Origin of the sequence: Chitinophaga sp. (assembly GCF_039596455.1) — a bacterium.
Lineage (GTDB): Bacteria > Bacteroidota > Bacteroidia > Chitinophagales > Chitinophagaceae > Chitinophaga.
On the sequence record NZ_JBCNJR010000005.1, the window covers coordinates 160,028 to 179,813 of the forward strand.

Genomic DNA, 19,786 nt, shown 5'->3' on the forward strand with positions numbered 1-19,786 from the left:
AAATTCAAGCAATTTTGCAGAACCGCCGCCGTGCAATACAAAATATTGCATTTCCATGCGTTAAAAATATTTACCTGATTATATTAATTATTCCCGGAAAGCTTGTTGTCTGTCTCAAAAATATCGCTCACCCAGTTCAAGAATTATACGCACAGGGTCTTTCATTTCTCCCGCCGCATAGTAGGTGTTACCGGGCGCAACGGTTCCGGCAAGACCAACCTGCTGGATGCCGTGTATTACCTCTGTTTCACCAAAAGCTACTTCCACGCCGCGGAAAGCCAGAACGTGCAGTACCATACCAACGGTTTCCGGCTGGAGGGGTATTTTCTGCGTGACGGGAAGGAGGAAAAGGTGGTTTGTACGGTGAAGGACGGGAAAAAGGAAATATCGCTGAACGATGAGCCGTATGAAAGGTTCTCCCGGCACATCGGCCAGTTCCCGGCGGTGATGATAGCGCCGGACGATGCGGAGATCATCCTGGGCGGCAGCGAAGACCGCCGCCGCTGGCTGGACGCGCTGCTTTGCCAGCTGCAGCCGGGGTACCTGGACCATCTTATTGCCTATCATAAAATATTGCAGCAGCGCAACAGCCTGCTGAAATCCCTGTTGAACATGCGCCACTCCCCTGACCCATTGCTGGATGTATTTGATGAACAACTGGTACAACATGGGGTGCCGGTATTTGAGGCGCGAAGGGCTTTCCTGGAGAATTTTACCGCACAGGTGCAGGAGCGGTACGATTACCTGGCCGGACGCCATGAAACGGTGGCCTTCCGCTACCAGAGCCAGTTGCATGAGCAGCGCCTGGACAAATTGCTGCAGGAGCACCGCCTGCGTGACAAGCAGCTGCAGCGCACGACGCAGGGCATTCACCGGGACGATCTGCTTTTCCTCCTGGACGACCACCCCATGAAAACCAGCGCCTCCCAGGGGCAGCGCAAGAGTTTCCTGTTTGCCCTCAAGCTGGCGCAGTATGAGGCCATCAGGGCCCACAAGCAGTTCCCGCCCGTGCTCTTGCTGGATGACGTATTTGAAAAACTTGACCAGGAAAGGGTTTCGAGGCTAATAGCGCTGGTACAGGGGCCCGGCTACGGCCAGGTGTTCATTACCGATACGCACAGAGACCGGCTGCAACAAGCCTTTGCAGCGGACCCCGGCGTGCTGCAGCTGATCTCCATGCAGGAAGAAGATGCCTGATCACTTCCTTACCAGCCCCACTATCAGGGAGATCAGGAATATCACAATAAAGATGTAGAACAGGATCTTGGCTATTTCAGCGGCGCCGGCCGCAACGCCTCCAAATCCGAAAACAGCCGCCACAATGGCGATAATAAAGAATATCAGTGCCCAGCGTAACATAGTGAGAGGTTTTAAGGTTAAACAATTCATTTATGTATAGGGTTTTACAATTATCGTTCCACAAAGACGAACGCTGTTTGTCATTTAATATCGCCCGCGTATCCTCATTCCCCTATTTTTGCGCAAATTTTTTATATGTCCGGCAGGAAAAACGGGGCGCTCACGTTCATTTTTATTACCCTTCTCATTGATTTTATCGGTTTTGGCATTATCATCCCCGTTATTCCCAAACTCATTGAAGAGCTGATTGGCGGAAACATCAGTGACGCTTCCATTTACGGGGGCTGGCTCACCTTTGCCTACGCGGTGGTGCAATTTGTCTGCGCGCCTGTACTGGGGGGCCTGAGCGACCGGTACGGGCGGCGGCCTGTGCTGCTGATCTCCATGTTCGGCATGGGGGTAGACTATCTTTTCCTGGCCTTTGCGCCCACCATTGTATGGCTGTTCGTAGGCCGTATCATTATAGGTATTACCGGCGCCAGCATGACGGCCGCGTCTGCCTACATTGCAGACGTGAGCACCCCGGAAAAACGGGCGCAGAACTTTGGCCTGCTGGGCATGGCCTTCGGCATCGGCTTTGTACTGGGACCGGTAATAGGCGGCTGGGTGGGCCACTGGGGCGGCATCCGCGCTCCTTTCCTGCTAACGGCGGGCATGTCTTTGCTGAACTGGCTGTACGGCTACTTCATTTTACCTGAATCCCTGGCGCGGGAGAACCGCCGCCCCTTCAGCTGGAAGCGGGCCAACCCGGTGGGCGCGCTGAAGCAGATCAAAAAATACCCGCAGGTGTACTCCCTCATGGGCGCTATTGCCCTCATCTATACCGCCGTGCACGCCATTATGAGCACGTGGACGTACTATACCATGTTCAAATTTGACTGGAGCATGGACATTGTAGGCTATTCCCTTTCCCTGTCCGGCGTGATGACGGCTATAGTGCAGGGCGGCCTCATCCGGATCGTATTGCCCAAACTCGGCTACCACCGCGCCGTATACGTGGGCCTGATCATTTACATGGTGAGCTTTCTGCTTTTCGGGCTGGCCAATGCGGGCTGGATGATGTTTGCGATTTTGGTGCTGTACGGGCTGGGCGGTATTTTCGGGCCTTCGCTGCAGGGCGTGATGAGTAACCAGGTGCCGCCTACGGAGCAGGGGGAGCTGCAAGGCACCATGACGAGCCTGATCAGCCTCACCAATATTGTAGGCCCCCTGATCATGACAGGGCTTTTCCACTATTTTACGAAAGAAGACCGGCCGTTCCTTTTTCCCGGCGCGCCGTTTTATATGAGCGCGCTGCTCACGGCAGGAGCGGCGGTATTGGCCATTCGTTCATTCAGGAAAACGGTGGGGCGTTAAACACCTACTTCCGCAATAACCGGAACGCATGCCGCCAGTTCCCCGTGCGGAAACCGTACGCGTACCAGATCACATATAAGCCTTCCAGGTAGCGGCTCATTTCTATATTGCCGGTATCCACCACGTCTTGCCAGCCCATCTGGGACAGCAGGTCTTTAATGGCTCTCTTTGCCAGGTCATCATTGCCGGCCATGAACATGGTGGGCGGGCCGTCTTCAAAATGCGGCGCTATCATAAAAGCGCTGCCTGTGCTGTTAAGGGCTTTCACCACATGGGCGTCCTGCAGCCAGGCCTGCACCTGTTCCCCGCCGGAGGGATTGTTGCCCGGCGCCAGCTGCAGGCGGCCCGCTTCATCCGGGCCGCGCCCGTCAAGCGGGTTGGTAACGTCCAGTATTATCTTTTTCTTGAAATTCCAGATGCCGGCGGCTTCAATGGCCTGTTTGGTGCCGGGCCAGCCCGTGCAGAGAATGATAATGTCCCCATAGGCGGCCGCCGCGGAAAAGCTGCCCACCTGGCCTCCCTGGCTGTTTTCGAACAACCACTGCCGCAGCCCGTCTTTCTGCGGATGCCCCGTTCCTATCATAACGGTATGGCCTAAACGAATAAGCCCATGCCCCAGCGTTGTGCCTGCAACGCCGGAGCCAAGAATGCCTACTTTCATAAAGACGGTTTGTTTCCTAAGTTACGCAAAAATTAGCTGATTATCAGCAAATTATTGCAGGTAACTTAAAAACCGCTGCATGCCCTGCCGCTTGGAGGGCGTAAGGGGGTAGCTGATGTTTTTGGTATAATAAGCGGTGAGGTCTATACCCGGGCTGCTGTTTTCCGCCACCACGGCCGGGAGGTTGTTGAGGCCTATGCTGTTGGCGTCATTGAACTCCTGGATGAACTCTACCGGCAGCGGCTTGTTGCTGATCCAGGCCGCAAACACAAACGGCAGGCTGGTAAAGCGGAGCCAGGCCTCAGCAAGGTCAAATACGAGGGGGGATACCTCCCGCTGCGCCAGCGCGCGGTCTCCTATCACCAGGCCGGCATCGTTGCCGCGGATGAGATGCTGGTAGTCTTCCGTGGTTTCAATAAACTCCACGTTCAGCTTCCAGTGGTCACGCACCAGCAGCTTCAGCAGGGCCACAGACGTGCGGCTCTGGTAGTCCAGGTAAATGCGGTGAATGTTTTGCAGGGGCACATCGCTGAAGAGGCAAACGGAGGCTACCGCGCTTTCAGCGCCTATGCAAAAATCTGATACAATATGATATTCTTTCAATTTGGGAATGATGGCCACCGGTACCAGGGCCAGGTCTACCTCGCCATCTATCAGCTGGCGGGCTATTTTGGCCGGGTAATCCACGCTGAGCTCCATGGAGCGCATCACCTTGTGGTCCCTGAAACCATACAACAAAGGCTTCGTATTCAAATAACTGACAGCCGCTACTTTTACTTTCCGTTCCAATTTCTGTAATTTTGAGCCTGCTAAAATAACGTAATTCCCGAACATACCTGTTTTTGGGTGGCCGGGGGCAATAATTTTGACTGGATAATCAATACATGATGCAATTACAAGCTTTAACCGCTATTTCCCCGGTAGACGGGCGTTACAGGGGGCAACTGGAAGAACTGGCCCCTTATTTTTCGGAATTTGCGTTGATACGTTACCGTGTACAGGTGGAAGTGGAATATTTTATTGCCCTGGCAGAACAGAAGCTGTTCACCCTGCCCAAAGCGAAAATTCCCGCACTGCGCAATATTTACCAGTCGTTTACCATTGAAAACGCCCAACTGGTAAAGGACACGGAAAAGATCACCAACCACGACGTGAAGGCCGTGGAGTATTTCCTGAAAAACGAGCTGAAGAACCTGGGCCTGGAAGACAAGCTGGAGTGGGTACACTTTGGCCTTACTTCGCAAGACGTGAACAACACCGCCACTCCCCTGCTGTGGAAAGAAGCGGTAGAGCATGTATACCTGCCCGCCATCAGCAATTTCATACTGCACCTGAAAAAGCTGGCCAAAGAATGGAAAGCAGTGCCCATGCTGGCCAGAACGCACGGGCAGCCCGCATCCCCTACCCGCCTGGGTAAAGAGATACTGGTGTTTGTAGAAAGGCTGGAAGGCCAGGTGCGCCTGCTGGGCCAGATCCCCTTTGCCGCCAAATTCGGCGGGGCTACCGGCAACTTCAATGCCCACAACGTGGCGTTCCCTTCCATCAATTGGGAAAAATTCGGTAACAAGTTCGTGAACAGCACGCTGGGCCTGCAACGCATGCAGTTCACCACGCAGATAGAGCACTATGACAACCTGGCCGCCCAGTTTGATACGCTCAAACGCGTGAACAACATCCTGACAGACTTTGCCCGCGATGTATGGACCTACATTTCCATGGACTATTTCAAGCAGAAGATCAAAAAGAACGAAGTGGGCTCTTCCGCCATGCCGCATAAAGTAAACCCTATCGATTTTGAAAATGCCGAAGGCAACCTGGGCATTGCCAATGCGCTGTTTGAGCACCTGAGCGCCAAGCTGCCCATTTCCCGCCTGCAGCGTGACCTGACGGATTCTACCGTTCTGCGCAATGTGGGCGTGCCTTTTGCGCATACCCTGCTGGCTTTCAAATCACTGGAAAAAGGGCTGGGCAAGCTCATTCTCAATAACGCGAAACTGGAACAGGACCTGGAGCAGAACTGGGCTGTTGTGGCGGAAGCCATCCAGACGGTGCTGCGGCGGGAAAACTACCCGCAGCCGTACGAAGCGCTGAAGGAGCTCACCCGCGGCGGTGACCAGATCACGCAGAAAACCATGCATAAATTTATTGACGGATTGAAGATCAGCGCGGCGCTGAAGAAGGAACTGAAGGCGATTACGCCGCATAATTATACAGGCATTCACTAGCCTGATCGATATGTGACAAAGGCCGTTCCTGCGCTGGGACGGCCTTTGTTTTTTATTGAGGCGCTTGCGCTCTTTCTGTTTGGAGGCAGCCGGCGCCTTTTACTTTTTTTCTGCAGCTACACTTTTTCTCAGATCGTCCACTTCCTTTTTCAGTTCGATCACGTACAACGTTAGCTCCTCAATTTTTTTCAGCAGTGCCGCCTGCGTGTCTCCCAGGTCAAGCCCTTCTCTGGCAATGGTTTCAGCGGAGGGAACGTCCGGGAGGTGTTTGTTCTGACGGATGAATTGTTCGAGCTGGTAGAGTGACGGGAGCTGGTAGGTTGGTTCGAAAACGTAATCTGGCCAGGTGAGGTTCTGGTTGACTTTTATTTTGGTAGCGAGGATGCCGCCATTGACTGAAAGTTTGGCTTCCGGGGCGCTCGCGCCGATCCCTACGTTTCCGTTATCCATGATCACCAGGCGTGGGGCACATAATCCACCCGCGCAACTCTGTTGATCATACGCCCAAAACTGAAGGCTATTTCCATAGCCGCCGCCCATATTATAGATTGTCCATCTATTAGCAGTGCCAGCCACGGTCTTAGCCGGGTTGTCTAGTGAAAGGAAACCGCCAATATCAACGCCACTAACAGTGCTACAAAAACCGCCTCGCGTAACAATGCTGCCGCCAACGTCAAGGGTGGACGTTGGTGACGCAGTACCCAGAGCAATTCCAACCATATTGTTTTCTTCTTTAATAATGGATTGTGCTGATACGGCAAGATTGAGGGTAAAACAGAACATACCGGTTAACATTCCTTTTTTCATAGATAGGGAGTTTTAGATTAAAACAATTAACAACAATAAATATAACAAAAAAAGCCCGGCCAAATCAGCCGGGCTTCATTATTTCAATTTACTTGTTGCAGCTTATTTAGCCGGTGCGGGCGCGGCCGGTTCAGCCGGAGCAGCAGGTGCCGGTTTCACGTCCAGCAGCTCTACGTTGAACACGAGGATGCTGTTGGGTTTGATGGTGGGGCCACCGCCCTGCAGGCCGTAAGCCAGCGCGGAAGGAATAACCATGGTAGCTTTGGAGCCTTTCTTCAGCTGGGCAATACCTTCGTCCCATCCCGGAATTACGCGGCCTTCGCCAACGGGGAATTCCAGGGGCTGCAGCGGCATGCCGGGGCGTACGGTAGAGTCTGTGTTAGAGTCGAACACGGTGCCGTCCAGCAGTTTGCCGGTGTAGTTCACGGAAACAATATCGCCGTTTTTAGGCTGTGCACCGGTACCTTCCTGGGTTACGGCAATGTAAACGCCTTTGGGAGATTTGGTGGTGTTCAGCTTGTTTTTGTCGATATATTCCTTGATCTCTTTTTCTTCTTTTGCGTTTTGTTTGGCAACAGAGTACTTGCTTTCAATTACGAAATGCACTTTCATTTTGTCGCCGGGTTTGGCCATCGGCGGTTTGTTCTGCATGGAGTCCAGCGGCAGAATGAAGATGGCGCTGTCGCCTTCGCTCAGCTGGGCAAATCCGTCCATCAGGTCAAATTTATCCCTTGATTTCTGGATCACCATCGGCAATGCCACGCCTTGCTCTTTGCGGGTGTCTATCAGCAGGGAGTCATTCAGGTAAGAAGCAAAGTATACCATGATGGTATCGCCTTCTTTCAGCTTCTCGCCTTTACCTGCTTTCTCCACAGTGTATTCAATACCACCCGGAGTTTTTCTCGGACCGGTTTTACCGCAACTTGCAACCAGCAAGCCCAGTGATGCAACAAGTAACAGATTGTTCTTTTTCATCAGTTTATTTTGATTTTTACGGGTCTGATGGAGTCTTGCGACTTCATCAGTTTATTTTGATTTGTCTGTATTAGTATCCGTTATGACGGAATGTTATTGCAAAAGATCTTCATTTTCATGCATGGCCTTCAGGAAGCGTTGCACCGTTTTCTCCAGGGAGTCCGTGCTGCGGCCTCCGGAGGCGTTAAAGTGCCCGCCGCCTTCAAAGTATTTGCGTGCAAATGTATTTACGTCGAAATTGCCTTTGGAACGAAATGAGAGTTTGACTTCTGAATTCCGGTCAATGATCAATGCTGCTAATTTAATGCCTTGAATGGACAAAAGGAAATTTACAAGTCCTTCCGTATCGCCGGTTTGCAGGTCAAAACGTTTCAGGTCGCTGTAAGGAATGGCCATAATGGCCGTATTGGCTTCGTAGAATACCTCCATCCGGTTCAGGAGGCTGTGGCCAATGAAGCGGAGGCGGTTTTCGAGGAAGTTATCATAAATGGCCTGGTGGATATACTCATGTTCCAGCCCCCTTTCCAGCAAATCAGCCACCATGCGGTGTACGCGGGCCGAAGTGGAAGCAAAGCGGAAAGAGCCGGTATCTGTCATGGTGCCGGCGTATATGCACTGGGCAATGTCGTTATCAATATAATGTTCATCCCCGAGGCGGTAGATGATCTCGTATACCAGCTGTGCGGTGGATGCGGCGGTGGTGTCACTGATGCCGTAGTCGAAATCAGGCTGCGGCTCCAGGTGGTGGTCTACCAGGATTTTGATGCATTGGAGCTTTTCCAGAACTGGCTGCATGTTCTTGGTGCGGCCCAGGTGGTTGAAATCGAGGCAAAACAACAGTTCCACGTCTTCCAGCGCCTTGAGCGCCTTTTCCTGGCCAGACTCAAAGTCCAGCACCTGCTCGCTGCCGGGCATCCATTTCAGAAAATCCGGGAAATTGGTAGGAGAAATAACAGTTACATCGTGCCCTTTGCGGCGAAGGTAGTGGTACATGGCCAGGGATGAGCCCATAGCGTCTGCATCAGGTTTCTGATGCATGGTTACCACCACTTTTTTGGGGCTGTCCAGTAATGGTTTGATGTCCTCAATTGGCTTCATTCCTAAAATCTATATAAATATATAAGTGACAATCAGTTGTAAAGGTACCCCGCCTTCGTTTAAGCAAAGGAAGTGCGAAGTTCTTCATTTGGGCCAGAATTTCAAAATTTTTTACTGCTAAACAAAAACTCATTACTTTTGCCCCTCCTGTCCCCAGCCGTCAACGGCAAACGGGGGAATACCCAGGCGTAAAACGACTAATTCACAATATGAGTAACAGAACATTTACCATGATCAAGCCCGACGCTGTGCAGAACGGGCATATCGGAGGCATACTGGACAAGATCTGCGCCGCAGGTTTCCGCATTGTAGCCATGAAATTAACGAAACTGTCCGCTGAAAAAGCCGGTGAGTTTTACGCTGTTCACAAGGAAAGGCCTTTTTACGGTGAGCTGGTTGAATTTATGAGCAGCGGCCATATTGTAGCTGCCATCCTGGAAAAGAGCAACGCCGTAGAAGACTTCCGCAAGCTGATAGGCGCCACCAACCCCGCGCAGGCAGAAGAAGGCACCATCCGCAAGATCTACGCTGAATCTATTGGCCGCAACGCGGTTCACGGTTCAGACTCTGATGAAAATGCCGCTATTGAAGGCAATTTCTTTTTCAGCGGGCTGGAAAGATTCTAAATTGACACTGCTGTGTATACAGGGGCTGACCAGACACTGGTCAGCCCCTTTTTTATCCGGTGCCGGATGGAATGAGGCGTGCGTTTTTGCCATGCTCAAGGAGGATAGTTGCTTGTCAGCAGCTCACTTCTTTTTATACAGCAGCAGCAAACTGATATTATTTTCAGGACGGGTGCGCAAAATTGCGGCATAAATGCTAATTAATATCAATGTAAAACTGCATCAATGCCAGGTCATTTCCAGGGCAAGTCCGCATCATTTCCGGATCAAGTCCACCTACCCTTCGCTGATCCTTCAGTTACCATAGGGCTTCCGGCCGTTTGTACCCCGAATTTCCTCTACCGCAGCGGTTCTTCCGACATGTTAATATAATAGGCATCTCCCTGCCCTTCCATTGTTACGCCGGGCCGGAACATGGCCCTGCAAGGGAGCGCTATTCCTTACGCGGGCACAAAAACGCCTTGCTGCCGCGGCTAACACGCCAGAAAGTATCAGCTGTGCACTACCGGCGGCAAAAACGCCGCCTTATCGCTGGCAACGCGGCGCAAAGTACCAACTATGCAGTACCTGCAACAAAAAACGCCGCATCACCCTCGGCAATGCGGCGCAAAGTATCATAACACACCCGGTCACTCCATCTCTATCACCAGGTCGTCCTGCTGTACCATAGTGCCTTCAGGCAGGTGTACCGCCTTGATCTTCGTATCCCGTGTAGCCGTTACCGTTGTTTCCATTTTCATGGCCTCTATAATGAACAGCGGAGTGTTGGCGTGAATATTGTCGCCGGACTTCACCAGCAGCTTGCTGAGTTTGCCTTGCAGCGGCGCGCCTATTTCCAGCTCCGGGTTGCTTACCTTTTTATTAACGGGCACTTCGCTTTTTACGGCGCGGTCTCTCACCTGCACGCGGCGGGCGTAGCCGTTCAGCTCAAACACTACGGTGCGCATGCCGCTCTCGTCAGGTGGCAGTATGTAGAGGAGCTTTACAATAATGGTTTTGCCTTTGCTGAGGGTAATGAGTATTTCTTCTCCGAGGTGCAGGCCGTAAAAGAACGCGGGCGTGGGAATGGCTTCTACGTTGCCGTATACCTGCGCATGCTGGTAGTATTCGTCAAACACCTTGGGGAACATGTGGTAGCTCAGGTAATCCAGGAACTCGGCCAGCGGGTATTTGAGCTGGAAGGCGGCAAAATCGCTGTCAAAGTCTACCGGCGGCAGATGTTCATTTGGCTTGCCGGTGAGCGGCGCCTGGCCTTTCAGCACGATGCGCTGCAGCTTTTCCGGGAAACCGCCGTAGGGAAAACCTATCTCGCCTTTGAAAAAACCGGTAACAGATGCGGGGAAAGCCAGGTTGCGGCTTTCGTCCAGCACATCTTCGGCCGTCAGGTTATTGGAGGTCATGAACAGGGCCATATCTCCCACTACTTTTGAGCTGGGGGTTACTTTCACAATGTCCCCGAACAGCCGGTTCACCACGGCGTAATTATGCTTGATGGTTTCCAGCTTGTCTCCCAGCCCAAGCGATTCCGCCTGCTGGCGCAGGTTGGAGTACTGGCCGCCGGGTATTTCATTCTCATACACCTGCGCGGTGCCGGCTTTCATATCTGATTCAAAGGGATAATAGTATTCCCTCACATCTTCCCAGTAGTTGCTGTAAGCGTTTAACGAAGCCAGGTCCATGGGCTGGCTGCGCTCGTGGCCTTCCAGTATGGCGGCCATGGCGTTGAGGCTGGGCTGCGAGGTAAGGCCGCTGAGGGAGGCAATGGCGCAGTCTACCACGTTCACACCGGCCTCTATGGCTTTGAGGTAGGTGGCAGACTGTACGGAAGCCGTATCGTGCGTGTGCAGCACTATGGGCAGCTGCACCGCTTCCCTGAGCGCGCTTACCAGTACGGTGGCGGCTTGCGGCTTCAGCAGGCCGGCCATGTCTTTGATGCAGAGCATGTGGGCGCCGGCGTCTTCCAGGCGTTTGGCCATGTCTGTATAATACTGCAGCGTGTATTTGGTATTGTCTTTCTTCAGTACATCACCGGTGTAGCTGATGGCGGCCTGCGCCAGGGAGCTGGTGTTGTTGCGTACAAAGCCGATGCTGGGTTTCATGGCCTCAATGTCATTGAGGGAATCGAAGATGCGGAAAATGTCTATGCCGTTTTCCGCCGCTTTCTCAATGAACCTGGCAATGAGGTTTTCAGGGTATGCGGAGTAGCCCACGGCGTTGGAGCCGCGGAACAGCATTTGCAGCAGCACATTGGGCATGGCTTGCCGTATTTGCTGCAGCCTGCGCCAGGGGCACTCGTGCAGGAAGCGCATGGCCACGTCAAAAGTGGCGCCGCCCCATACTTCCATGGAAAATATCTGCGGGTTGTTGCGGGCATAGCCTTCGGCTACGGCCATAATATCTTTTGAGCGCACGCGGGTGGCCAGCAGGCTCTGGTGCGCATCACGGTAGGTGGTGTCTGTAAAGTACACGGGCTTTTCGTTCCGCAGCCACTGGGCAAAGCCTTCCCTGCCCAGCTCCTGCAGCCGGTTGCGGCTGCCGGGGGGAACGGGTTGCAGCGGGTCAAAATAAGGTACATGCGGAACGCGGAACTTCCGCCCGTCTGGCGTTCCTTTCACGTCCGGATGGCCGTTCACCGTAACGTCTGCCAGGTACATGAGCGTTTTGGTGGCGCGGTCGCGGATGGGAGACAGCTTGAACAGCTCCGGGTGCTGGTCTATGAAACTTACGGTGCAATTGCCTCTGCGGAAAATGTCGTGGGTGATCACGTTCTCCAGGAAGCGGATGTTGGTCTTCACCCCGCGTATCCTGAACTCTTTCAGCGTACGGTGCAGGCGCCCCGCCGCGCCGGAAAGCGTGCGGCCGGAAGCGGTGATCTTCACCAGCATGGAGTCAAAGAAGGGGGAAATTTTTACGCCGGAATAGGCGCTGCCTTCATCCAGCCTGATGCCGAAGCCGCCGGCGTTGCGGTAGGCTATAACGGTGCCATAGTCTGGCGTGAAATTGTTCTCGGGGTCTTCCGTGGTAACGCGGCATTGTATGGCAAAACCGTTCAGCCGCACGTCTTCCTGGCTCTTCAGAAAAATTTCCGGGTCAGAGAGGCGGTGGCCCTGGGCAATCAATATCTGGGAGCGCACAATGTCTATGCCTGTTACTTCTTCGGTAACGGTATGCTCCACCTGTATGCGGGGGTTCACTTCTATGAAGTACACCTTGTGCTGCCGGTCTACCAGGAACTCAACGGTGCCCACGTTGTTGTATTTCACTTCACGGGCCAGCGCCAGCGCATAGCCGTAAATCTCGTTGCGGGTTTCCAGCGGCAGGTTGGGAGACGGCGCTATTTCCACCACCTTCTGGAAGCGGCGCTGCACAGAACAGTCGCGCTCATAAAGATGCACAATATGCCCATGGTTATCTCCCATCAGCTGCACTTCAATGTGCTTGGGCTCTTCAATGAATTTCTCTATAAAAATGGTATCGTCTCCAAACGCCTTGCCTGCTTCACTGCGGGCTTCGGTGAAAGATTTTTCCAGCTGGTCTGCGGAGCGCACTACGCGCATGCCGCGCCCGCCACCGCCTGAAGCGGCTTTGAGTATAATGGGGAAACCAATTCGCTCCGCTTCCTGCTTTACGGTAGCCACATCTTCCAGCTTCACCTGGCTGTCTTCTATCAGCGGCACCCCTACCCTGCGGGCCAATGTTTTGGCGGCCACTTTATCTCCCAGCTGCGCCATCACTTCGGGATCCGGCCCTACAAAAATGATCCCTTCCTCCCGGCAGCGGCGGGCAAACTGCACGTTCTCGCTGAGAAAACCGTACCCGGGGTGAATAGCGTCTACCTGCTGCAGTTTGGCCAGGTGTATAATGCCTTCAATATCAAGATAGGGTTTCAACGGCTCGTCGTCTTTCCCTATCTGGTAAGCTTCATCCGCTTTATAGCGGTGAAGGGAATAACGGTCTTCATACGTGAAAATAGCCACCGTTCTGATGCGCAGTTCCGATGCCGCCCGAAGGATACGCACCGCAATTTCGCCCCGGTTGGCCACCAACAGTTTCTGGATCTTTTTTGAGGATGATTCCGACATAACAGTGGTTAATATGCTTTCAATATAACATTATTGCTAAAACTCAGCGGGCGTAAAAGTAGTAAAAGAATCAGGTTTTTTGTTCGTCTATTTCTAAAAAAGAATGCCTTTTGATTAAATATTTTCAATAGTATCGTCATTCAGATATAATTTTATATAAAAAAACAGCTGTTTAGCAGATGTGATGAATGTTACATGTTTGTGTGAGAGACTATCCTGCGCGTCATTATAATATTATATTGAGCGCTCAAAGAGCAAAATAGAGTGCTGCAGGAGTATTATCCTTGCTGGTATTCCATTCATCTTTGACTATATTTATAATTAGCCTAGCCAATGAAACCGATTCACCTGCAAATTGATCCCTATGCCGGGTCGGGAGGTCTCCATGATGTTGTTGCAGCAATCAGACAAATGACAGGAACGCCCCTCCGCACCAAAGGCAACAAATATGTTTTCCCCGAAACCGTTGCCAATGGATTTATTGAACTGAATGAAATAGAACCCGGCCTGTTCATGTGTTTTGTAGATTTTTTACCCAATAGTGAACTGACGCTTGAGTATGTAAACCGCCAACGTTATAAAGCCTGTTACTTTTGCTACAATATGGGCAGCTACCAGAGCCAGGAAGTGGTGAAGAACTTTGTGCGCGAAACCAACGGCAGCAACCTGCGTTCCCTGCTGGTATGCGAAGCCGGCGTAAAAGTGATGTTCAAGGGAAGAAAGGGCTCTGCCCTCAATTATATTGTGCTGGCCATTTCCAACGAATGGATGATCACCCATATAGGGGAGCTGCAGTTGCCCGGCGGGCAGCGGCTGGTAACGGAAACAGGCACAGATTTTTTCTTTTACGAGAACATGGACATGCAGATATACAACATTGCCAAACAGCTGACCAGCCTCTCCTCCGTTTTGCCTGAGCTGAGGGCGGCGGCATGCAAGGGTATTGTGATGCACCTGCTGTCCGTGTCCTGGAGCAAAATACTGGGACAGTATGACGATGAGGAAGAGATCAGTATTGTAGACCGGGAAAAGATAATCCGTTTTATGAATGAAACATTGGCAGACCTTTCCAGGCCACTGCCGCCGGTGGAAAAGCTGGCGTCGGACATTTTTATGAGCAAGTCAAAATTCAACACGCTCTTCAAAAAGATATACGAGAAAAACGTGTACCAGTACTACACCGAGTGCCGCATGCAAAAAGCCATGACGCTGCTGCGTACCGGCCGTTACGCGGTGGCGCAGGTAGCCAATGAAATTTCTTATCAGAACCTGGGCCACTTTTCCCGTGCGTTCAGCAAGTATTACGGCAAGCTGCCGAAAGACTGCATTCCGAAAGTTACGCCCACGCGCAGACAACCCGACGTGAACCCATGTTGAGCCGCTTTGAGCAAACACACAATCGCTGTGAGTACTTTCCCACGGCGGTTTACCGCATCTTTGCAGTACAATTAAAAGCATTTTCATAGGACCATCAACAGAGAGATTTTTAGCTTACTATCCCTCTCTTATTTTACCGAAGCATATCACAACCAGACCCCCTATGACAAAACCAGGGGATGGAAGCACTTACTGAAGCGTATGAATGGAGACAATAACCTGACAGGCAGATATACCAGGGGGCTGCCTTGAAATTTCCCGGATGGAGAGTGCTTCCATTTTCACTTTTTTTAGCCCGATTGCTGTACTTTTACAGCATGTGGGAATCCAGCCTCAACCGTTTCACCATTCACCTTAAAATTGAACGTTCGCTTTCGCCCAATACCATAGAGGCGTATGTGAGAGACGTAAAAACGCTCACACAATACCTCACGGCCATGAACAGGCCGCTGGCCCCGCAGGAGGTAACGTTGAAAGATCTGCAGGGCTGTGCAGAATGGGTGGCCTCCCTGGGCATGACGGGCACTTCACAGGCCCGCATCATCTCCGGCATCAAGGCCTTTTTCCGTTTCCTGCTCACGCAGCAGCTGATACCGGCAGACCCTTCCCAATTGCTGGAAGCGCCCAAGGCGCGGCGCAAGCTTCCTGATTTTCTGAGTTTCGAAGAAATAGAGCAGCTCATGGCCCAGATAGACCTGAGCAAGCCGGAAGGCCACCGCAACAAGGCCATTATTGAAACCATGTACAGTTGCGGGCTGCGGGTGAGTGAAGCCATCTCCCTGAAAATTTCACAGCTTTATCTCGATGAAGGATTTATACGCGTAACCGGCAAGGGAGATAAGGAACGCCTGGTACCCATCGGCTCTTCGGCCATTAAATACATCGGGTTGTACAATGATAATACCCGCCGGCATATGACCATTAAAAAGGGGCATGAAGACATCCTGTTCCTGAACCGCCGCGGTGCGCAGCTAAGCCGGGTGATGATCTTTTTACTGATCAAGGAGCTGGCCGTAAAGGCGCAGATCACCAAATCCATCTCCCCCCATACCTTCCGTCATTCCTTTGCCACCCATCTTGTAGAAGGCGGCGCAGACCTGGTGGCCGTGCAGGAAATGCTGGGCCACGAAAGTATTACTACTACGGAAATTTACACGCATCTGAACAGGGAATACCTCCGGGATATGCTGCAACAGTACCATCCGGGGTTCTGATGCGCAAAAAAAACAGCTACCCGTTGGGAGGCTTGGCTGAGGCTGGGTAGCTGTTGTAGAAATTGGGGCTTTCCAACATTGGAGGACTAGTACGTTACGTACTGGTCTTTATAATGTGGTTTGGAGCGGCCGTTTTGAATAAGATCATTTAACCACCCTGATAATCTTACCGGCTTTTTTTCTGCAGCCCGGGGCCTGATGAACAGGTTGAGCCTGGTGCAATACCCGAGCTGCTGCCTTTCCGGCTGCAGGGCAATGTCTTTATTTTCCTGCCAGATGAGGCGGTTGCCTTCATATACCCTGAAGTACACGTCTGGCCCTTCGCTGAAAATGTTATCCCCGCTTTTCAGGATGTGCAGCAGGCTGCCGCCGCTGATGTCTTTCCTGGAAAAATAGAGGCGGTAGCGGCCGCTGTCACTGGTATGGCACCAGCCCAGCAACTTGTCGTTCAGCGCATTGCAGGCTTCTACCCGAAGGTGGCCCATGCCGTGCAGGGTATCCATATGTTTTACGGACCCGGCAATTACCCAGGCGCCAAACTCACGGCGGATACCGGCCCACTTGTCTGCCGGCACCACATATGCAAAAGCGCCCAGGTATTTGTCTTTAGACCGTTTCCAATGGGGCACAAACGTACTGAGATGAAACTGGACCCATTCCTGTTGGCCGCCATGCTTGCCCGGAACGCTGTTCAGACAAATGTCCATTTCCAGCGGTTCGGTAAACAGGTGGAGGTCTTCCCAGGCAATGCTGAAATTCCCCCGCTCGTCCAGCATGGATTCGGCCAACAGGTGATCTGTTTTGGCTTGCACGTCTCTTTCAGACAGCCGCCGGAGGTCCTTAAAAATTCCGCGTGCCAGCTCTTCCACCCCGTAATTCTGGGATGGCAGGTAGATCCTGATACGCGCGTTTGCAAGGGGTTCGATGTTCTCTTCACAGATCAGCGCAGAGATGTTTCCGATTAATAGGTAACTCATAGCGATCACTTTTGGTTCTTTACAATTTTGGGGGTAACTGTTTTCTGTTATTCAACTTACCGGCTTCTGGGGTAACCGGCCACCCTCTGCATACCTAACGCAACAAACTATGGTAGAAAGGCCCGAGTGCGTGTAAACTTTTGGAATTAACACGGTTTCTATAACCCTCCTGTCCTCTTCACTTTCAATGCCACAAAGTTTGGGAAGAATGTATTGGCAGTCAAGCGTTAAGTCCCCATAATTCAGAAATGCGTAGTTCTACGTATTTTGAGGGGGGAAACACGCAAACTGTACCCCTGCCGCAGTAGCCCCGGATACATTAAATGCCCTGCCATAGCGGTTCTGTATTGATTTTCAAGCCGGTTTGAGAATTGTCCGCCCCCTTTTTTTCAACTTTGAAAAGTGATATTTTGTAATAATTTTACCCCGATATTTAGTACTAACTCCCTAAAACTCTAAACAACATGTCAAAGTTTAACAAAGACGTAGGTAATTTCATTTCCCTCGTTACCGGCGCAAAAAAAACCATGGCCTACCGGGTAGACCAGGTGGAACGCAAAAAACACAAATCACCCATCCTTTCCGGCTTTTTCGGCATGAACAAGATCAACTCGCTGCTGAACAAGGAAGGCGCTACCGGGCTGAGGATCTACTACGGCCTGGACATTGATGGTGACGGCAAAAGAGACAAACAATTTGTACTGGTTGCCACAGATAAAGACGGCAACGACATTCTCCCTTCGCTCGAGAAAGGCCTTGCTAAAGATGCATCGGCAGAAGATATTCTGAGCACTGACGTATGGTGCCCGTATGATTGTCCGAAAGCCAATCCTCTAAATTCAGATAACGGATAAAGATTTCTAAGTGCCGCTTCATCATTATATCTTTTATAGTATGGTGGGGATCGAAATTTTACTTTTGATCCCCTTCTCTTTAAATTACCGGATCTTTAACAAGGAACAACGCCTCATATTCTATTACCTGATCACCTGCGGAATTTATGGCATCGGAACTGACCTCCTCGCCCGCGCCTACGGTAATAATATGGCCTTTGTTTCCGCCATGATGCTGGTCCAGTTTGTTATCCTGACATTCTTCTACCTCCATGTCCTGAAAAACACCGGGCACCTCCACAAGATCATCAAGGTATTCCTGGCCCTGGCCTGTGTACTGTTTGCCGTAGATATGCTGTTCATTGAAGGCATGCTGCGCTTCAACTCCATATTTGTTTCCTTCCGTACCTTTTTGCTTATTGCCTACGGCGTGATATTTTTCCTCCAGCTGATGAAAGATGAAGGCCTCATTGAGCAATCCATCTACATCAATTCCCTGCCCGTTTTCTGGTTCAATGCCGGGCTGTTCGTAAATTTCTGCTGCTCCTTCCTGCTGTCCCTCACCTTTAACTTTATTCAGCAGGGCGGCCCGGATGAGGTATTGCGCTCCATTTACCAGATTACCGCCGGCCTTACCTGGAGCGCCGGCATAATTCAGGCAATTCTTTTTTATATTGGGCTCTCAAAAATTAAACGAGCCAGGGCATGAACACATTACAACTTATACTAATAGGCACTATCGTCATGTTAAGCCTGGGTATTTTTGTGGTGGTGATGGTAGTGCTGCAGCAAAAACAGGTAGTGCAATATAAACTGAAGCTGAAAGACAAAGACCTGCAGATACAGAAAGAACGCCTGGTGGCCGTACTGCAGGGGCAGGAAACGGAGCGGAAGCGGATTGCGGAAGACCTGCACGATGAGGTGGGCGCCCAGCTGTCTGTGCTCAAACTGAACCTTAACCACCTCCAGCAGCTGGCCGGCAACGGGGAAAAGGAACGGATCAAGGAAACCAAGGAGTTTACAGACACCATCATCCAGCAGCTGCGCTTCATTTCCCAGAGCCTGCACCCCACCACCCTGGAAAACCTGGGCCTGAGCCATGCGCTGGACTCCTTTTGCAGCCTGATGAACAAGAACAAGCAGATTGCCATCTCCTTCAAAACAGATGCCACCACCTACCCGGTAGACCGGGAAAAAGCCCTGAACGTGTACCGGGTGGTGCAGGAGCTGATGAACAACGTGCTCAAGCACGCCGAGGCCCAGCATGTGTTCATTACCTACCAGAGCACCCCCACCCTGCTCACCATCCGCGTGGAAGACGATGGTAACGCCAAACTGGTGGACAAATACGAGGAATCCCGGAAAAAAACAGGCCACCTGGGCTTAAAAAATATTGAAAGCCGTTTGAATATTATCGGGGGAAATATCACCTTTGTAAAAAATTCGCCCGCCGGTACAGTGGCCGAGATACGGGTGGAGAACTATCAGCCTGTTGTTTAAGCTAAATTTGTTTCTGCTATGCTGCCGCCTATTAAAGTCGCAATTGCTGACGACCATAAGATATTCCGTAGTGGAGTGATCAACACGCTCACGCCCTACGCCAATATCAACGTGGTATTTGAGGCGGAAGACGGTGAGCATCTGCTCCAGATCATGCAGGAGCAGCAGCCTGACGTGATACTCATGGACCTGAAGATGCCCCGGATGGACGGTATTCAGGCCACCATCAAGGTAAAAGAGAAATACCCCCAGGTGAAGGTCATCATTCTCACCATGTACGAAGACGATAACTTTATTGTACACCTGGTAGAGAACGGGGCCAATGCCTACCTGCTCAAAAACAGTGAACCGGAAGAGATCTATGAAGCCATCTGCACCACTTTCGAAAAAGGCTTCTATTTCAACGAAAACGTAAACCTGGCCCTGCTCAAGAAAGTACTCCACAAAAACAAGCAGCAGTTCAAGCCTACTTTCAAAAACGAAGTGCAGCTCACAGACCGGGAGCTGGAAGTGCTGAAGCTGATCTGCAATGAATGTACCACGCAGGAAATATCGGAACAGATCTTCCTGAGCCCCCGCACCGTAGAAGGCCTGCGCCAGAAGCTGCTGGAGAAGCTGAATGTGAAGAATACCGTAGGCCTGGTATTATATGCGTTCCGGAACGGGCTGATAGAGTAGCCATTTTCCTTATTTTTG

Annotated in this window: 18 protein-coding genes; 10 read left to right on the forward strand and 8 right to left on the reverse strand. The window is 51.6% G+C overall.

What is annotated here, in order from left to right; genetic code table 11:
* Nucleotides 1-102 precede the first annotated feature (102 nt).
* Complete coding sequence (gene recF, locus ABDW36_RS17000) at nucleotides 103-1,197, forward strand: DNA replication and repair protein RecF (protein WP_343703124.1); 1,095 nt, start codon at nucleotides 103-105, stop codon at nucleotides 1,195-1,197.
* Here recF and ABDW36_RS17005 read toward each other — a convergent pair whose 3' ends face one another.
* The gene (locus tag ABDW36_RS17005; RefSeq protein WP_343703125.1) at nucleotides 1,198-1,359 is read right to left on the reverse strand and encodes a DUF1328 domain-containing protein; all 162 of its coding nucleotides are present in this window, start codon (nucleotides 1,357-1,359) and stop codon (nucleotides 1,198-1,200) included. It lies immediately after the preceding gene.
* 135 nt (nucleotides 1,360-1,494) lie between these two features.
* On the opposite strand from ABDW36_RS17005, the gene ABDW36_RS17010 reads away from it, so the two are divergent.
* Nucleotides 1,495-2,715, forward strand: a complete 1,221-nt coding sequence (locus tag ABDW36_RS17010; RefSeq protein WP_343703126.1) for a TCR/Tet family MFS transporter — start codon at nucleotides 1,495-1,497, stop codon at nucleotides 2,713-2,715.
* A 4-nt stretch (nucleotides 2,716-2,719) separates the two neighbouring features.
* Here the strand turns inward: ABDW36_RS17010 and ABDW36_RS17015 are convergent, their stop codons facing one another.
* Nucleotides 2,720-3,376, reverse strand: coding sequence for an NAD(P)-binding domain-containing protein (locus ABDW36_RS17015; protein WP_343703127.1), 657 nt, complete (start codon nucleotides 3,374-3,376; stop codon nucleotides 2,720-2,722).
* 51 nt (nucleotides 3,377-3,427) lie between these two features.
* Nucleotides 3,428-4,165 (reverse strand): menaquinone biosynthesis protein, encoded by a 738-nt coding sequence (locus ABDW36_RS17020; protein ID WP_343703128.1) that lies wholly within the window; start codon nucleotides 4,163-4,165, stop codon nucleotides 3,428-3,430.
* 95 nt (nucleotides 4,166-4,260) lie between these two features.
* Between ABDW36_RS17020 and purB the strand changes: the two genes are divergently transcribed.
* A complete protein-coding gene (purB, locus tag ABDW36_RS17025) occupies nucleotides 4,261-5,601 on the forward strand; it encodes an adenylosuccinate lyase (RefSeq protein WP_343703129.1) in 1,341 nt (446 codons plus the stop codon).
* 99 nt (nucleotides 5,602-5,700) lie between these two features.
* Here purB and ABDW36_RS17030 read toward each other — a convergent pair whose 3' ends face one another.
* The 3 genes from ABDW36_RS17030 to ABDW36_RS17040 all read right to left on the reverse strand — a co-directional run bounded on the left by ABDW36_RS17030 (nucleotide 5,701) and on the right by ABDW36_RS17040 (nucleotide 8,481).
* Nucleotides 5,701-6,408 (reverse strand): hypothetical protein, encoded by a 708-nt coding sequence (locus ABDW36_RS17030; RefSeq protein WP_343703130.1) that lies wholly within the window; start codon nucleotides 6,406-6,408, stop codon nucleotides 5,701-5,703.
* Between the two features lie 102 nt (nucleotides 6,409-6,510).
* Nucleotides 6,511-7,383, reverse strand: a complete 873-nt coding sequence (locus ABDW36_RS17035) for an FKBP-type peptidyl-prolyl cis-trans isomerase (RefSeq protein ID WP_343703131.1) — start codon at nucleotides 7,381-7,383, stop codon at nucleotides 6,511-6,513.
* Between the two features lie 93 nt (nucleotides 7,384-7,476).
* A complete protein-coding gene (locus tag ABDW36_RS17040) occupies nucleotides 7,477-8,481 on the reverse strand; it encodes a DHH family phosphoesterase (protein ID WP_343703132.1) in 1,005 nt (334 codons plus the stop codon).
* 209 nt (nucleotides 8,482-8,690) lie between these two features.
* Between ABDW36_RS17040 and ABDW36_RS17045 the strand changes: the two genes are divergently transcribed.
* Nucleotides 8,691-9,107 carry a nucleoside-diphosphate kinase gene (locus ABDW36_RS17045; protein ID WP_343703133.1) on the forward strand — a complete coding sequence of 139 codons (417 nt, stop codon included), beginning with the start codon at nucleotides 8,691-8,693 and terminating at the stop codon, nucleotides 9,105-9,107.
* A 629-nt stretch (nucleotides 9,108-9,736) separates the two neighbouring features.
* Here the strand turns inward: ABDW36_RS17045 and ABDW36_RS17050 are convergent.
* The gene (locus ABDW36_RS17050; protein ID WP_343703134.1) at nucleotides 9,737-13,189 is read right to left on the reverse strand and encodes a pyruvate carboxylase; all 3,453 of its coding nucleotides are present in this window, start codon (nucleotides 13,187-13,189) and stop codon (nucleotides 9,737-9,739) included.
* A 411-nt stretch (nucleotides 13,190-13,600) separates the two neighbouring features.
* On the opposite strand from ABDW36_RS17050, the gene ABDW36_RS17055 reads away from it, so the two are divergent.
* A complete protein-coding gene (locus ABDW36_RS17055; protein ID WP_343703135.1) occupies nucleotides 13,601-14,566 on the forward strand; it encodes a helix-turn-helix transcriptional regulator in 966 nt (321 codons plus the stop codon).
* Between the two features lie 317 nt (nucleotides 14,567-14,883).
* Complete coding sequence (gene xerD / locus ABDW36_RS17060) at nucleotides 14,884-15,780, forward strand: site-specific tyrosine recombinase XerD (RefSeq protein ID WP_343703136.1); 897 nt, start codon at nucleotides 14,884-14,886, stop codon at nucleotides 15,778-15,780.
* A gap of 86 nt (nucleotides 15,781-15,866) precedes the next feature.
* On the opposite strand, the gene ABDW36_RS17065 is transcribed toward xerD, so the two are convergent.
* Nucleotides 15,867-16,757, reverse strand: a complete 891-nt coding sequence (locus ABDW36_RS17065; protein WP_343703137.1) for a hypothetical protein — start codon at nucleotides 16,755-16,757, stop codon at nucleotides 15,867-15,869.
* A 464-nt stretch (nucleotides 16,758-17,221) separates the two neighbouring features.
* Here ABDW36_RS17065 and ABDW36_RS17070 point away from each other — a divergent pair, with 464 nt between their 5' ends.
* From ABDW36_RS17070 to ABDW36_RS17085, 4 genes are read left to right on the forward strand one after another with little or no spacing between them, the layout of a single operon-like run.
* Nucleotides 17,222-17,611, forward strand: coding sequence for a hypothetical protein (locus tag ABDW36_RS17070; protein ID WP_343703138.1), 390 nt, complete (start codon nucleotides 17,222-17,224; stop codon nucleotides 17,609-17,611).
* Nucleotides 17,612-17,651: 40 nt separating this feature from the next.
* Complete coding sequence (locus tag ABDW36_RS17075; RefSeq protein ID WP_343703139.1) at nucleotides 17,652-18,299, forward strand: hypothetical protein; 648 nt, start codon at nucleotides 17,652-17,654, stop codon at nucleotides 18,297-18,299.
* A complete protein-coding gene (locus ABDW36_RS17080; RefSeq protein WP_343703140.1) occupies nucleotides 18,296-19,090 on the forward strand; it encodes a sensor histidine kinase in 795 nt (264 codons plus the stop codon). The genes ABDW36_RS17075 and ABDW36_RS17080 overlap by 4 nt, the downstream gene beginning before the upstream one ends.
* 18 nt (nucleotides 19,091-19,108) lie before the next feature.
* Entirely contained in the window at nucleotides 19,109-19,768 is a 660-nt protein-coding gene (locus ABDW36_RS17085) for a response regulator transcription factor (protein WP_343703141.1), read from the forward strand.
* Nucleotides 19,769-19,786: the final 18 nt, after the last annotated feature.

Bases quoted from the DNA above. Each gene is read 5' to 3' on its own strand.
- ABDW36_RS17085 (WP_343703141.1), top strand. From the start codon at position 19,109: ATGCTGCCGCCTATTAAAGTCGCAATTGCTGACGACCATAAGATATTC.
- ABDW36_RS17075 (WP_343703139.1), top strand. From the start codon at position 17,652: ATGGTGGGGATCGAAATTTTACTTTTGATCCCCTTCTCTTTAAATTAC.
- ABDW36_RS17055 (WP_343703135.1), top strand. From the start codon at position 13,601: ATGACAGGAACGCCCCTCCGCACCAAAGGCAACAAATATGTTTTCCCC.
- ABDW36_RS17015 (WP_343703127.1), bottom strand. From the start codon at position 3,376: ATGAAAGTAGGCATTCTTGGCTCCGGCGTTGCAGGCACAACGCTGGGG.
- xerD (WP_343703136.1), top strand. From the start codon at position 14,884: ATGTGGGAATCCAGCCTCAACCGTTTCACCATTCACCTTAAAATTGAA.
- ABDW36_RS17005 (WP_343703125.1), bottom strand. From the start codon at position 1,359: ATGTTACGCTGGGCACTGATATTCTTTATTATCGCCATTGTGGCGGCT.
- ABDW36_RS17045 (WP_343703133.1), top strand. From the start codon at position 8,691: ATGAGTAACAGAACATTTACCATGATCAAGCCCGACGCTGTGCAGAAC.
- ABDW36_RS17070 (WP_343703138.1), top strand. From the start codon at position 17,222: ATGTCAAAGTTTAACAAAGACGTAGGTAATTTCATTTCCCTCGTTACC.
- ABDW36_RS17035 (WP_343703131.1), bottom strand. From the start codon at position 7,383: ATGAAAAAGAACAATCTGTTACTTGTTGCATCACTGGGCTTGCTGGTT.
- ABDW36_RS17050 (WP_343703134.1), bottom strand. From the start codon at position 13,189: ATGTCGGAATCATCCTCAAAAAAGATCCAGAAACTGTTGGTGGCCAAC.
- ABDW36_RS17030 (WP_343703130.1), bottom strand. From the start codon at position 6,408: ATGAAAAAAGGAATGTTAACCGGTATGTTCTGTTTTACCCTCAATCTT.
- purB (WP_343703129.1), top strand. From the start codon at position 4,261: ATGATGCAATTACAAGCTTTAACCGCTATTTCCCCGGTAGACGGGCGT.
- ABDW36_RS17080 (WP_343703140.1), top strand. From the start codon at position 18,296: ATGAACACATTACAACTTATACTAATAGGCACTATCGTCATGTTAAGC.
- ABDW36_RS17065 (WP_343703137.1), bottom strand. From the start codon at position 16,757: ATGAGTTACCTATTAATCGGAAACATCTCTGCGCTGATCTGTGAAGAG.
- ABDW36_RS17010 (WP_343703126.1), top strand. From the start codon at position 1,495: ATGTCCGGCAGGAAAAACGGGGCGCTCACGTTCATTTTTATTACCCTT.
- ABDW36_RS17040 (WP_343703132.1), bottom strand. From the start codon at position 8,481: ATGAAGCCAATTGAGGACATCAAACCATTACTGGACAGCCCCAAAAAA.